Annotated in this window: 14 protein-coding genes; 4 read left to right on the top strand and 10 right to left on the bottom strand. The window is 36.9% G+C overall.

Going from position 1 to position 13,478, the window contains the following annotated elements:
- The first annotated feature begins 10 nt into the window (after positions 1–10).
- Positions 11–1,141 (top strand): relaxase/mobilization nuclease domain-containing protein, encoded by a 1,131-nt coding sequence (locus LH22_RS06955; protein WP_081946750.1) that lies wholly within the window; start codon positions 11–13, stop codon positions 1,139–1,141.
- Between the two features lie 306 nt (positions 1,142–1,447).
- A complete protein-coding gene (locus tag LH22_RS20425; protein WP_052059375.1) occupies positions 1,448–2,062 on the top strand; it encodes a DUF4755 domain-containing protein in 615 nt (204 codons plus the stop codon).
- Between the two features lie 312 nt (positions 2,063–2,374).
- Here LH22_RS20425 and LH22_RS06945 read toward each other — a convergent pair whose 3' ends face one another.
- A complete protein-coding gene (locus LH22_RS06945; protein ID WP_038645193.1) occupies positions 2,375–2,695 on the bottom strand; it encodes a hypothetical protein in 321 nt (106 codons plus the stop codon).
- A 42-nt stretch (positions 2,696–2,737) separates the two neighbouring features.
- Positions 2,738–3,220, bottom strand: coding sequence for an Hcp family type VI secretion system effector (locus tag LH22_RS06940; RefSeq protein ID WP_038645191.1), 483 nt, complete (start codon positions 3,218–3,220; stop codon positions 2,738–2,740).
- An 82-nt stretch (positions 3,221–3,302) separates the two neighbouring features.
- On the opposite strand from LH22_RS06940, the gene LH22_RS06935 reads away from it, so the two are divergent.
- Entirely contained in the window at positions 3,303–4,121 is an 819-nt protein-coding gene (locus LH22_RS06935; protein ID WP_038645189.1) for a DUF4225 domain-containing protein, read from the top strand.
- Here the strand turns inward: LH22_RS06935 and LH22_RS06930 are convergent.
- From LH22_RS06930 to LH22_RS06905, 6 genes are all read right to left on the bottom strand, one after another.
- Entirely contained in the window at positions 4,118–4,441 is a 324-nt protein-coding gene (locus LH22_RS06930) for a hypothetical protein (protein ID WP_038645187.1), read from the bottom strand. The two genes, LH22_RS06935 and LH22_RS06930, sit on opposite strands and share 4 nt — an antisense overlap.
- Positions 4,442–4,606: 165 nt before the next feature.
- Positions 4,607–5,008, bottom strand: a complete 402-nt coding sequence (locus LH22_RS06925) for a hypothetical protein (protein WP_038645186.1) — start codon at positions 5,006–5,008, stop codon at positions 4,607–4,609.
- Between the two features lie 88 nt (positions 5,009–5,096).
- Complete coding sequence (locus LH22_RS06920; RefSeq protein WP_038645184.1) at positions 5,097–5,519, bottom strand: hypothetical protein; 423 nt, start codon at positions 5,517–5,519, stop codon at positions 5,097–5,099.
- The gene (locus LH22_RS06915) at positions 5,500–7,335 is read right to left on the bottom strand and encodes a hypothetical protein (RefSeq protein WP_038645182.1); all 1,836 of its coding nucleotides are present in this window, start codon (positions 7,333–7,335) and stop codon (positions 5,500–5,502) included. Before LH22_RS06915 ends, LH22_RS06920 begins: the two co-directional genes overlap by 20 nt.
- On the bottom strand, positions 7,328–8,860 hold the full coding sequence (locus LH22_RS06910; RefSeq protein WP_052059373.1) for a site-specific integrase: 1,533 nt from the start codon (positions 8,858–8,860) through the stop codon (positions 7,328–7,330). The genes LH22_RS06915 and LH22_RS06910 overlap by 8 nt, the downstream gene beginning before the upstream one ends.
- Positions 8,860–10,062, bottom strand: coding sequence for a tyrosine-type recombinase/integrase (locus tag LH22_RS06905; protein ID WP_038645180.1), 1,203 nt, complete (start codon positions 10,060–10,062; stop codon positions 8,860–8,862). Before LH22_RS06905 ends, LH22_RS06910 begins: the two co-directional genes overlap by 1 nt.
- A 475-nt stretch (positions 10,063–10,537) precedes the next feature.
- Here LH22_RS06905 and LH22_RS06900 point away from each other — a divergent pair, with 475 nt between their 5' ends.
- Positions 10,538–11,278 (top strand): hypothetical protein, encoded by a 741-nt coding sequence (locus LH22_RS06900; RefSeq protein WP_038645178.1) that lies wholly within the window; start codon positions 10,538–10,540, stop codon positions 11,276–11,278.
- Positions 11,279–11,386: 108 nt separating this feature from the next.
- Here LH22_RS06900 and LH22_RS06895 read toward each other — a convergent pair whose 3' ends face one another.
- Together LH22_RS06895 and LH22_RS06890 are read right to left on the bottom strand one after the other, a co-directional pair.
- Positions 11,387–11,986, bottom strand: coding sequence for a hypothetical protein (locus LH22_RS06895; protein ID WP_038645176.1), 600 nt, complete (start codon positions 11,984–11,986; stop codon positions 11,387–11,389).
- Positions 11,983–13,452 carry a tyrosine-type recombinase/integrase gene (locus LH22_RS06890; RefSeq protein ID WP_038649913.1) on the bottom strand — a complete coding sequence of 490 codons (1,470 nt, stop codon included), beginning with the start codon at positions 13,450–13,452 and terminating at the stop codon, positions 11,983–11,985. Before LH22_RS06890 ends, LH22_RS06895 begins: the two co-directional genes overlap by 4 nt.
- Positions 13,453–13,478: the final 26 nt, after the last annotated feature.

Here is a 13,478-nt window from a genome sequence, read left to right as displayed (position 1 = left end):
TTTTCAGCTCGTGAAAGGAATGCAAAAAATCCGCAGGGGTAAGTGCTTCAAAGGTGTCATCTCTTATGCACTTGCTCCAGCTCCTCATCACAAAACAGTGCCAGTAATAATAGGCGGTAATATGATCGGTTCCTCCGTGGATGAGGTGACTGCTGAGTTCATGCAAACACAGAAGCTCCGCCCAGATGTGCAGAAACCGGTATGGCACAATTCCCTTCGCCTGCCTATGGGAGATTTACTCACTAATGAGCAATGGAAACTCATTGCTGACGACTATATGAGGCGAATGGGATTCGATGATACCCATCTTCGTTGCTATGTCCTACATGACGACGAGGCCGGCCAGCACATACATATAATTGCATCTCGCATCCGTATACCCGATGGCCAGCTCTACCTTGGCAGAAATGAGAACCTCATCAGCACCAGAATCATTCAAGAGCTTGAGCGGGATCATTTGCTCACACGAACCAAAGGCCCATCTCCTTCTTCCCCACCTAAAGTCAGGAAAACTGGCAGGAATGAAGAAATGATGGAAGCAAGGTCAGGCATAAAAGCTCCAAAGAAAATCATCCAGGAAGCAATTGAGGCGGTGCTCAGTTTCTATGGCACCATCACCATTGACGAATTTGTCTATGAACTCGGTAAGCTGAACATTACAGCCAAAGCGAACATTGCTTCCACGGGTAAAATGAATGGTTTCTCATTTGAGTATGCAGGAATCGCCTTCAAAGCATCTCAGTTGGGTAAAGCCTATTCTTGGTCGATTCTGAGCCAGAAGGTTACTCTCACCGCTACTGTCGAGCCTCATGTGATTGATGATGCAGGGTTGCCAGATGAGGAATTAGAAGCAATGGAAAGCTTGGTGAACATCCACTACCAGCCTACAACCCATCCCCCTGCTATCCCATATACGGAGGAGATGGATACAGAACAAAACGACAAGGTTCGTTGGCTACTTTGGGTTCCCTATCTGAAGCAAATTATCCAAGCCTTAAAAGCAACTGGTTTGAACCTTCTTAAACCATCAATCAAAATGAAGCCCTTCCACTTCGTTTCTCACAACCAAAACAGTGGCGAAACAGATCCGCTTACTGACCATACTAAAATCGACATTGGCAACAAAAAACCCTCTATTTAATCTGGTTTAAACCCTCTAGTTATCAGATGGTTAAAGCCAACACTTAAGACAAATTGGCATACCATTCTCATTATTAATCATATTGATAGGAAATATCGATCGATCGTTTTTACAGATCAATTTTTGAATCATGATAGCCTTGGACTATCAATAAGATCTGATCGATCGGTACAAATGATTTGCTAGACAGTCATTTTGAGTCGTAATGTAACTTCAATCAAAGCGATATAGCTCACTGATTTATCAGCAAAATAAGCTGAAGGATAAGTGTGCTGTGCATTCAACGAAACAATACCGGATGAACCTATGACAGTAATGACCGAAGTCAAGCAACCAAACTTCTTGATGATGAAAAGAGTGTGGATGGCAATTGCCCTCCCAATTGTCATTTTCTATTTTTTAGGCATGAAAGGTTTAGTGGAACTTGCTGTCATTTGGATTTTCGCCAGCATCATGCTCTTGATGTTTGCTTATAAAAAATTCCGCATCAAGAAGTGGAATGCCAGCACCAAGGATCATTTTGGCGAGCAAGACGGGATGTGGAGTCATGAATTTGGTCCAACTTCAATGAAACTCGACCAGCACCGAGAACTGATCCATCTCAAGGAAGAGAATAAACAAAAGACCTACCCCTTCTCTGCTGTAAAAGAATGGCGATACAACCTTTCAACTACACGACAAAGAACAGGCTTGGATAGAGAACTCGACCGCACACACGACTTCAGAGAATCAGGTTTTTATATCGCTTTAGATGATGTTCAGTATCCTGAGTGGAGAGTAATGTTCTTTCCTCAAAAAGGTGACTTTAACTCGCAGGAAGGTATTAGAGATACAGAACTACAATTAAAGAGATGGATGCATATTTTCGAAAAAGTGGTGAACGGGACAGAATCGACTTCAAATAAGCATGTTAAGGTTTGAGCATTTTTATAATACAGTGAAGGAAACTATTTACAAGATGAAGCATAGATGAATTTTTTACAAAAACCTGCTCTGTTTAGTTCGATACGTTAAGGTTATTCAGCATGAAATAAAAATCAACATCTCAAGTAAAAAATAAAAAATATTTTTATAAACATTGACAATATATATACTACTGCTATTTGTATATTAAATTATAATTAGGAGGTAACTATGTATATGTCATTTTTTGAAGTATGGTTTTTAGCGGTTAGCATTGGTATTCTAACCGCTTTATTAAATCGAAGATATTACATAAAGAAAATTAAGACTTTAAGTATATCTAATCAACAACATACCGATAGTAAAACCAGTAAAAAAGAAAACATTTCGTCCTAAAAAACCAATTTCATTCCCTTTTTTTAGATTCGATATGAGTTTGCCTGCATGTAAAGCTTTAACAATTTTATTATCATCTTTGAGACTATTAACTTTATCCAACACTACAATATATGTATAAAGCCCATAAACGAATGCTGCTAAGAAAACAAACCCAGAAACATGAAGATCATGGCTAAGAGAAATGAACCTGATTGAGAAAAACACCAAAAAAAAAGCTCCAAAACAAATCCAATTTGTTATGTTACATTTCATATGAAAGTTTCCTAAGTTGAGTCCCATTAACTTAAAGTTTTATTAAGCTTCTTTATTGCCCTTAATGTCCCAACCCGATTGAGATTCAGCACCTTTCCCGCCCGATGAAGTCTGTTCCCAATACTGAATTTTGACCTTAGATGCCTGAAATTGATATGACATACTCAGGATTTCTGAGTTAATCGCTCCATTGAAAAGGACATTAGTAGCAAGCACATCCTCCAATGTGATCCTGCAATACTCGGTTTGACTACCACCTGCCTTGCAAGCGGAGAGTTCCACCTTGCTGATGTGATTGCCATTTGAGACATACTTCATTACTGCTGGAGTAGCCTTGTCGATATGGGTTTGAACTGTGAGATCACGATAATGCACTTTACCTGCACCACCACCTCCGCCAACACTCATGTTACCAGGTTGAATTGCTCCCCAAGTGAAGGAATCGACATTAATCCATCCCTTGTGGTTTGAGTCTTGAGATTCGCCTGTAATGCCTTCAATTTTGAGAAAAAGATCAATACTCATTTGTCTTCCTTTCCAACTCCAGTTATTTTAGGATCTGATTAGCACTCTTAACTGAAAGCTATGTTTACATAAAGATAATGTTATGGACAACTACTGGAATAAGAACAGATTTTCGGATTACTTCCTCACGATGGGTAATCTTCAGGCAAATCAACTAGTAAGCCTGGCTAACAATCTCTCACTCATTCACCTGAAAGATGGAATGCTCAGGATGCGTTTTCATGATGAAGTGAGGGACTTTGCGAATCTCCAACTTACTACCATTCGTTCTTCTACCAGTGATGAGCAATGTCAGGAATGCATACAAAATTTGAAGCAAGAATCTCATAACCTCACCCTGCAAGACAGGATGCTTCGTTCAGGACAAGCCACCATTTCAGCATCAGTTAAGTTTTATCATGATAACGAAAAAATTATTGGTTATGTGATAGATGCTATAGGAGTCGTGCTAGGGACACTTCAGATTGTCGCTGGTGTCGGGATTGTTGCAGGTTCATTAGCGACAGGAAACGTAGTAGGTATGTTGGCGGGGTCAGCCTTGGTCGCAAACGGGGCAGGCTCTACGATTGAAAGCATTGATAAACTAAGGGGTATACCTAATCCGTCAAATCCAGTAAAAGAGGCATACGAAGATACTGCGGAGTTCTTTGGCTTTGACTCTCGTCTTGGTTTACTTGCATATCAAGTTGTTGACCTGACCACTTCTTACTATGGGATTTTTAAGCTGACCCTAAAGCCAGAATCGTGGCGGTTATTCAAATTTCTTCCAACTGATTACTATCGCAAAGTACAGGTGATGAGTAAGCCTGCTCTCGCCCTCAAAGGAGCCGGAGCAGCGGTCAAAGGGGCAGGAATAGGGCTAAATCTTCAACAAATGAATGACAAAAAAGAAGGTAACTAATTTCTGTTCTTTCTAATAAAACAGTGAGCTTTCCAGGCAAGATTCAGTGGTGTGACGAAGTAAACAATTAACAATCCTATGATAAGAACGATACCATAGGATACTAAGCTCTCATCGTGCCCCTTGTAAAGGCCGTATGCAAAGACAGAAGCAATGATGGCAATGCAAATAATCCCTCCCCAGAATCGCTTACTTAAATCTAAAACAAGGCTCTTAAGCGAGTCCGTCTGAGACTCGTCTCTCTTAATTATACTTTTGAGTTTGCCAATATCTTTTGTAGAAAAACCATTCTCAAGAAGCTTTTGTTCGTAATCGTTCATTTCAAAAATCCCGAGCTAAATTCTTATACAATAAATATAACATGACTGAAAGGGCCTATGCCACATGATCTGTTTGCAGAACACTCACCATTTAGTTGAAGTGAACAGATCATGTGGCTCAAGAATTATACTTTATTTTTCAAGCAGAAAAAAACAAAATTAGTGTTATTTCTTCAGCTTTCTCCCTTGATGCCTAAATTCGGGTCTATACTCGAAATTTTTCTTTTGGCTTCTGAAGGTTTTCTCAGCTTCATATTCATTCCAAATGATATATTCAACAATGAACTTGTAGAAATAAATAACCCGTTCAAGATTTATTGTTGAGGGTATTGTAAGGTAATTAGGGCTGAGTAAAGAGGAAGTCAAAACAGCCAAAATATTACTTGGACCAGCCAAATGCTGATTTTCATATTCAGATTGATATTTCAGGAAGTATCCCACACAAAATAAATAAGCATCTTTGACAATCTTTTCCTTATTACAGCCTGATTCATCATACCTAATAATAAATCTGTTGAGTAAAATCAAAAACCTTTGGTCAGGCAAATACCTTTGTAATCCATTCATAATAAGCATCCTTGCTAATTCGTCATCCTTGACATAATATTTATAACGCATCCTGATAGAAAATCAAATTTTACCGAAAAAAACATCATTATTCTTTATAAGTTTTTTCTCTATCAATTGGAATTAAGGGTGCATTGAGTTGATGTTCTTTAATTCCATATTTGTGAGCATTATATTGCCATATTACAAACTGCTGTTTCAAAACCCTGACTTCTTCTTTAAGGGACTCATTTTTCAACTGCAAATTTTTTATCTGCTGTGAAGCAATGTTCAGGTTTGCAGGTCTTTTAACTTCAGATGCTCCAGATTTTATGTTTTTCTTTTGAAGTTCAAAAGCTCTCGCTATCTCTTTATGCTGACTGAGGGACTGTCTTGTTGGTCTCTTAACAAGAAGCTCGGCAACAGAATCACAAAGATTTTCCCAGGTAAACTTACCCTGTTTTGAACTCTGCCAACCTGCTATACAATTTATAATTGTTTGTAGATCTTTGTTAGTTAGATATTTGGCCATTATTTTTCTCCTTGTTATTTAATACAGCATTGCAATCTTTGTTTATTTCTAAAATACGAGACAGATGTGAAAAATCGTCACAATGTGTTCTTATAAGCGAACCATCAGGTAATTCGGGATTTTCCATCAATGCAATAATCCCTTTCAGTCTTTCAAGTGTCTTGGTTTGATGCTGATACCACTTATCAGCTCCGAGTTCGTCCTCACGAATAGCCTTATTAGCCTTAACAACGAGGCCTTCTGTCGTATCAAGTAAGGACTTGAGCCTATCAAGATTCTGCTTTTCCCCTTTGACACAAACTTGCTCACTACAGTTGATACAATCAAAGTATTTGCTACAGGGAGCTAAAATGTAGTCATGCACACAATATCCATATTCTGTTATATGGACAGCACCGTGCTCTAATTTAATTTTTAAGTCATGAAGAGTGGAGATTTCGAAGTTCTCAATCACATCACTATCGCAGGGGATTATGTTATTTTGATTAATCCCCAGAGCTTTGACCTTTTCAATCATCTCAGCTTCTGTGATGTGGTTGTAAACTCTATTCTGGGTAACAGACACCCTACCCGACCATTTTGCTATGTCCAGCTCTCCGAGACCTCCTCTTTGAGCGATGGTGTTAAGTAGATGTCTGGCTTGATGAGTCCTCAGAAACAAAGCATTATTATGTTCATCATAGTATCCATGCCTTTCGAAAATATTCTTATGTTTATTGATTTTTGAACTACCTAATTCCTTTGAGAAAAAGACATTTGATATTTTAAACAGTTCACTACCAGTTTGTAGTTTCATACTGAGCTGGTTAACGAAGAGGGCACAAAGCGCATTACTGAATCGAACATCCTTTTCCTTATCGAACCAAATTATTCTTGCTGATTTATCTTTCATCTTATGCTCAAGAACCTTACTTCTTTCCCTTGGCTTTTCAGATAATTTCAATAGCCTTTTGATGGCAAGTTTAGCCGTAGGAACCATGATTTCAGGTATCCACTTTATATTTGCTCCGAAACCTTTCAATGAATAAAATCTCAAGCCGTAGCATTCCTTTCCTTCCCTATTCTTTTCGATCACTTCGCAGTCAGCTCGTAAAGATAATATTTCAGTTATACGGCTTGGTGCACACATAAGCAGAGCGAACACAGAAGTAACAAAAAGGTCTCTTTCATGAAGATCATGGTCCTGCATTGAGAAGATCTCTCCAATTGCTTGTAAAGCCTTTTCGTTAGGCAGTTTAGCTAATCTGGCTTTGTCTGCATTATCAGAAATCGACAATCTTGACTCAGGCGGTCTAATGTAACTACTCCATTTGATTAAGCCACAATTAAGAAGTTCTTTCTCGTTCAGGAAGGTGATTAATTTCTCCATGAATTTACCACATTTGTATGCCACTGCTTTAGTGTAGTTATCATTAATGTCAGATAAGCACTCATCGAGAATGACTGGATTTAGTAATTTTATATCACCAGAATCAGTGTATTCTAAAAGATTTTTTTCGATCACTCTAAGCACAATAGGAAAAGTTAATCTATCAAATCCTCTCGAATTAGAGCAAAAAACATAAGCCACATATGACTTGCAAAACTCAAGGTAACTGGGATCAAGATCTTCCGCTTTACTGAACGATTTCAATTTTACATTCTTAATCTTAAATTTAGAAAATTTAAATATTTTCCTCCAATGATTACTATCCCAATCATTATCAAGTAGATTTCCACTCAACTGGCCTTTGCAATTTAGGATAAATTCTTTAAGGTTTTTCTCTGCTAAGATTTCCGTTTTACTCCTAAAATCAACTATTTTACTTTCATTCATGTCTTTTACTCCTTTGTAATTTTAAAGTCTCACATTTTTTTACTACTTCTTCTACAGCCATTATTGTTCTGTCTAAGGTTTTACTGATAGTTGTATCTTGAGTATTAGTCATAACTCTTTCTCTTTGTTTCAATAAATGATTTCGTAATTCCATATGTGGTGCATCAACAAATGGACGAAAGTGGTGGCAGGTATAACAAGGAACAGGAACATTCGCCTGACAAGATTTACAACCATCACATGCTCCAGTTACTTCACCTGCTAAGTTTCTTACTGCCAATTCGTTTTTCTTTACTAAATTATCCACCTGGATTTCACCTTGGAAAAAACTGGAATACTTCTGCATATGATTCCCCACTGCCTGGTCAATTCTTGCAACATGATCAGCATTAAATTCCACATATATCCCTGTATATTGAGTTGTAGAGTGGTCTAACAGTTCTGCAATGACCAATTCGCTGGCACATTCTCTCGCAGCTCTTGTGCCAACGGTGTAACGAAACCTTCGGGAGCTTACATTTAATCTTTCATTAGTTCTCTCAGAGAAAACATTTTCTGTTTCAGCGATAAACCTAAGTGTTTTATTAATCTTCACAGAATATTCGTGAGCTTTATCAGACACAAAAACCTTGCTAAGTTCGTTATTTTTTTTGAACATTCTTAATTTTAGCATTGATATAAAAAGAGGTGTACTTCCTACTTCTCTATCATTCAGTTCTCTGCCCAATGCACTAGAGATTTCTTTGACACTTAAATCACACTGTTTACAGAGTAAATCATACAGGTCTTTTGTCACTTGATAACTTCTGCAAACTTCCCTGAACCCCAAGCCTTGCTTTATCCTCGGGATACTAATGACATAAGAATAGTTATTCTCATTTACTTTTAACCTTCTTATATCCGATACCTTCATCTGCGAAATCTGTAGTGGCCTTCTTCCAGTTGCGCTTATCAGCAAAGTCATTGCTAATTGAGTAATATCTATTTTTTCCTTGTCATATGCTCTATAGCAAGCTTCAAGAAAAGATTGTAATTCGATATCGGTAAATGGGCCTTTAACTTGATCTCTTCTTCTTACAACTTCTCCTTTTTTGTTATCAGGGATTATTAGTTTGCACAAAAAAACATATGCACCTTCATCTATTCCAGAATAGCCCAATTCATACCATTTTTTTATGAGTATCCTTACCGATGACATAATATTATTGTTCTTACCATCAGATCCTCTAAACCTCACAAGGGAAAATTCATCAATTCTCTCAGGCTTCACATTTACAATAAACCTTCTAAAATTATTATTTATTAATTTAACTGAAGCAGGACTTAATTCACAAGCTAAGTGCTTTAGTGTTTTTAAATATCCTCCCAACAATTCTTTGTTTATGGCATCTTTTACCGATTTAATATTAACTGTCGCATTTCGGCTTAGCCTCCATGTCTCATCACTTAGGGAAAAGTAATAACCTTTCGTTTTAGCTTCATAAGTGCTCTCATTATCGTCACCATTAATATTTACTCTTAACATCAAACACCTCCTCTGTTGATAATCTCTTTTTGCATATTTAAAGCTATCTCTCCGGCTTTCTTTTCGATGAATCTTCTGTTATAAGTTGAAGCAGTTCCCGAACCCTCTTTCCAACCCATCAGTAAAGACCTCATTTGTTCTTGCTCATATTGGTTAGGCGGATTTTCCATTTGATCCATCTTTGAAGAAAACTCATAGTTCCAGGTATGCCTTAACTTATGCCCTGTCATTCTGGAAAGTTCTGGGCAAGAATTCTTTAAAGCATTAATAATTTTATGATATGCTTGAATAGATAAGGGTTCACCGAAAGTATTTCCTTTTTTATGGCAGATAAATAAATACCCATTATCTTTTTTCATTCTATGCTTACGTCTTTCAATTTTTATATAATCACAAATTTCATTGCATAGATCATTTGATATAGACAGCTTCCTTTCTAAGGTTTTAACAAGCGGTTGTTTTATCCTTGAGTCATTAGGATCATCAGCTCTCCTGTTAATTGAAATTGTCTGAGAGCCTATATCAATATCTGTAACCTTGATGTTTAGTAATTCTCCTGCCCTTAATCCTAAATGATAAAGAATTAATATCATTAGCCTATTTCGCCTTTGCACATCAGCTTTAAATGGATTTATTTCTGAACCTATTTTTAAAACATCAAACAAAATATTTAGTTGATTATTACTGAGGTTTTTATCATTTATTAAATTTTGATTTCTTAATCTAATTTTAGGTCTATGACTTTTCATTTTCGCAATGAATTTATCAATAAGTATATGATCTCTTTTATAACTTACCGTGAAGAAGTCACATAGCCATTCAAGATATTTTGTAATGGCTGTTAATCTGAAGTATTGCGTATTGCTACTAACCCTGCACCCGCTGTCAAGGTTTACAACCTTCTCTTTTTTCATTCTCTTAGTTATGAATTCTTTCAATGCATCAATCTCTTGAAGACGAAGAAACTCTGCTGTTTTGATCCTTTCTTCTAAGTCAATTTTCTTAAAATTCAAAAATCGATAAAACAAAGCTATACTCGCTGAATGTAGCTCAATAGTTGAAATTGATTCGTTCCTCTTTCTTAATTCTGATGAAATATATAAACATGGATAATAAAGTGGCATTTTTGAAACTTTATCAGTTATGAGACAACACCTCTCTCCTGTATCCATTTTTATTGTATTAGTTACTATTCTATCCATATCTCTCCTTATTTTATTTACATTATTTTAGTTCCAATCTTTTTTAAAAATCTTGCAAAATAGGTATATGTATAACCTAAATAGAAAATGACCTATAAGTATCTTGCAAAGAAATTATTGTCTTTTACTTAATAAAATCAGTAATATCAAGTAGATCTAAAATTATTATTGCATTTATATATAAGGTAGATAGAAGGATCTTTCTATTTACCTTATACTGACTTTTCATTTCTCTCCCCCTTGATATATCTGATATCACTAATAATTCTGTAAAGTATTTTGCAATATACTTATTAGAAACCCCTCTAAATCTTGCATTTTCTTTTTCCAATTAAAACATATTAGTCGTTGTAACTCTTTTGATATTATTGTCAATATCTATCCAGATAAAATTAACAACATATTAATAAAATAGTTTACAGGATGGTTATAATTTTAGTATTATTATTTTTTACTTTCATCAATTTGAGGTTATATGAGCTTCCGCACTATGCTTCCCAAAATAGGTTTTATTGTGGCAATTCTGTCAGGACTTGCAACATTTGGAGGTTTCGTTCGTGACCTAAATAAACCGTCACCTAATTTAAATGTTGAGATTGATGAAAATGCTTTTAACATCCCTACACAATACTTTGAAAAAACCGTGAAATTCTACAATTCAATTAATTATGATAAAATTCATGATTTAATTGATGAGATTGTAATTACTGGAACCCCTCTTGAAAAAGATAGATTAACTCAGAAAGTAATTGGTTTAATGTCAAGCCAGTTTTCACCCCCATTCGAAAAAAGCATCTTTGAATATAAGAAGCAATATTTTATTGATATTACTAATACTGGAGGTGTGGTTGCTAAAGATGTCTATGTAGACTATCCTGAAAAAGTGCTATTAAGCACAAAAGATGATAATGATAACTACTCAAATGAAGACTCCCTTGTATCAAGCCTAAAAATCCCCTCAATAAGACAAGGAGGTAAGTATTTAATATGGGTTTGGACGAAGAATGATAAATTTGATGTCAATGACATAAAGATTGGAACTACTGATCAGGTTGCCAACATATCGTTAGGTCAGACTTATTATGGGAAAACTGGGCAGATAATAAGTGCAATTCAAGATAATATTGTTTTATTCTTTGGGCTGTTAGCATTGCTGGTTGTACTATTTGTATACTCACTTTCGATAGTATTATCACAACTTATTGATAGTAAATGATTTTAAAACAGGCAACTGGGTTCGCTGCCTGTTTTAGCTACAATTTATTATACAAGTTATGAAGACTCACATAATATATTAAATTAAAAAAACAAGTTTTATATCGAGTTATGGAATTTTATTAGTATTCATGAGAGCCTCATACAATTCATTTTTTTCTTGTTGAGCTACTGAGTTTAATATTCTTCGGTTCAAAACATAAACCAAAACAGAATGCCATTTCTTTCTTTCCGTGGAAAAAGACCATTTTTCTAATAATACATCGTTAACACATATCCAAATGACCTGATAGTCGTTGCTGATAAGAAAACTTTTGAAAATGTAGTCTTCAATACATAAAGCATGACCTATCACTATCTGTGATTTGAAAATCCAGAATGGCTGTGGTTTTGTTAAGTCAGATAAAGTAGAAAAGGTTAACCTTCTAACCTGAGCCGCCTGCATAGTGTTATTAACTCTATGACCATTTCGCCAACTCCTCAGATCACCAAGCAGATAATTTACTCGTTGATTTCGTGCTTTGCTATCTGAGGATTGATACTGAACATAGGGCGGACCATCACCATTCTGACGGTAACGAGCAAGTGTTTTAACACTTACTCCTAAGTAAAGTGCCGCTAAATCCACTCCTACAGTGGCATCATCTGGCATGTCACTAAACAAACTCCACACTTCTGACATTGCTCTCAAAGTTTCGATAGTGCTCATGCATCCTTCCCGACATTTTCAGGTATTGGAGGGTATTTAGCTGATGCCAATAAACTATTATATAATCGAGGAGCCGTCATCAATATGTGTAACTCAATCCGTTGAAGTGCTTCATATACACGATTATTGTCTGGTTCCGCATACCTTTCTGTTGGATCGGTAGTATTGCGGTGGTTTAAAAGCTTCTTCACTACTGCATAGGAAACAAGCTCTTCTGCGATACGACCGAATGTCCTTCTTAGGTCATGAGTTCCAAGTTTAACGATTCCTGCCTCTTCACAAAGATATTCCCTTAGACTTTTACTGTCGCTGTAGTGACCAGCTTGGCTTCGTGGAGAACGTGCTGGAAAGACCCATTTCCTTCTACTCGCTTTTAATTCCTTCTCAAAAACGATATCCCTTCTGTTCTCCAACAAGCATTTTGCTGCATCACAGATGGGAAGTTCATGGTTAGTCCTGTTCTTGGTATCAAAGAAGAATATTTTCCTATTAGCCAAATCGACATAGCTCGTAGACTTTGCTTCTTCTACAGATAGCTCATCTCTCCAGCAGAGCGAAGCCGTCTCTTCCTTTCTTGCTCCAAGCAGGACCGTTAGCAGGAGATAATCGCAACCAAGGCGGTTGAAGCTTCTTTTGTTGTATAGGGCATCAAGAAACTTCCCCAAGGTATCTTTTGAGGAAAGCGGATTTCTCACACCTTTTGACTGATAGCTTTCTTCCAGTTCAGAGCGACTACGGTATTTCTTTTGCACCCTGAGGACTGTAAAGGGGTTATAGGTGAGAACGGGTAATCGTTGCTGACTCTGAGCATCCATTGCTTCAACATCAATAGCATGTTGTACAGCCACATTGGCCCATCGGAATGTTTGCTCGGCTGTTGTCCTGGTCTTTGAAGCCATCTCATCAAACTTCTTCAAAATGATGTTTCCAGTAAGGTCACGAACACGATACCTTTCCCATTCTTGGAGCTTTTGTTCCGCTTTATCCAGCACCCGGATTGAATTTGGTTTTGCTGGTTTGCTTCGTCCAAGAAGATGCTTTCGGTATTGGGCAAAAATCTCACTTAGGGTCAGTTCAGCGATATCAGCCTCTCGCTTAACTGCATTTGGATTTCTTTTAGTGGATTTCATCGATTGTGCATAGGTTCTCGCAACCTCACGAGCCTGATCAATCGAAGCGAAATCCGATACATTACCTATTGTTGCTCTGATGACCTGCGAAGGTGACTTTCCCTCTGAAGGGCTTCTCCTCTCACCTGAAACCCTTCGTTGAATGATATAGGTCTTCTTTGTGGCACTGATCTTTACACCAAAGCCAACGGGTGAATCACGGTGGCTGTCAGTGATAAGATACGGCTTACCAGATACATTAGGCACATACATAATTCGTCCATCTGAATCAAACTCGGGTTTTGTCTCTATAGACAACTTGTTGATTACTATGGATTGACTCAGAATCATCTTCACGATTTTCGCCTCATGTATACCAAAGT

The sequence above is a fragment of the Pantoea rwandensis genome (assembly GCF_000759475.1).
In the GTDB taxonomy this organism is placed as follows: Bacteria; Pseudomonadota; Gammaproteobacteria; order Enterobacterales; family Enterobacteriaceae; genus Pantoea; species Pantoea rwandensis_B.
Note: the sequence above shows the minus strand (reverse complement) of the source record. Positions and strands in the feature narration are given on the sequence as shown.

Excerpts from the sequence above, each read along its gene's own strand:
- LH22_RS20425 (WP_052059375.1), top strand. The coding sequence starts at position 1,448 with ATGACAGTAATGACCGAAGTCAAGCAACCAAACTTCTTGATGATGAAA.
- LH22_RS06945 (WP_038645193.1), bottom strand. The coding sequence starts at position 2,695 with ATGAAATGTAACATAACAAATTGGATTTGTTTTGGAGCTTTTTTTTTG.
- LH22_RS06940 (WP_038645191.1), bottom strand. The coding sequence starts at position 3,220 with ATGAGTATTGATCTTTTTCTCAAAATTGAAGGCATTACAGGCGAATCT.
- LH22_RS06935 (WP_038645189.1), top strand. The coding sequence starts at position 3,303 with ATGGACAACTACTGGAATAAGAACAGATTTTCGGATTACTTCCTCACG.
- LH22_RS06930 (WP_038645187.1), bottom strand. The coding sequence starts at position 4,441 with ATGAACGATTACGAACAAAAGCTTCTTGAGAATGGTTTTTCTACAAAA.
- LH22_RS06925 (WP_038645186.1), bottom strand. The coding sequence starts at position 5,008 with ATGAATGGATTACAAAGGTATTTGCCTGACCAAAGGTTTTTGATTTTA.
- LH22_RS06920 (WP_038645184.1), bottom strand. The coding sequence starts at position 5,519 with ATGGCCAAATATCTAACTAACAAAGATCTACAAACAATTATAAATTGT.
- LH22_RS06915 (WP_038645182.1), bottom strand. The coding sequence starts at position 7,335 with ATGAATGAAAGTAAAATAGTTGATTTTAGGAGTAAAACGGAAATCTTA.
- LH22_RS06910 (WP_052059373.1), bottom strand. The coding sequence starts at position 8,860 with ATGTTAAGAGTAAATATTAATGGTGACGATAATGAGAGCACTTATGAA.
- LH22_RS06905 (WP_038645180.1), bottom strand. The coding sequence starts at position 10,062 with ATGGATAGAATAGTAACTAATACAATAAAAATGGATACAGGAGAGAGG.
- LH22_RS06900 (WP_038645178.1), top strand. The coding sequence starts at position 10,538 with ATGAGCTTCCGCACTATGCTTCCCAAAATAGGTTTTATTGTGGCAATT.
- LH22_RS06895 (WP_038645176.1), bottom strand. The coding sequence starts at position 11,986 with ATGAGCACTATCGAAACTTTGAGAGCAATGTCAGAAGTGTGGAGTTTG.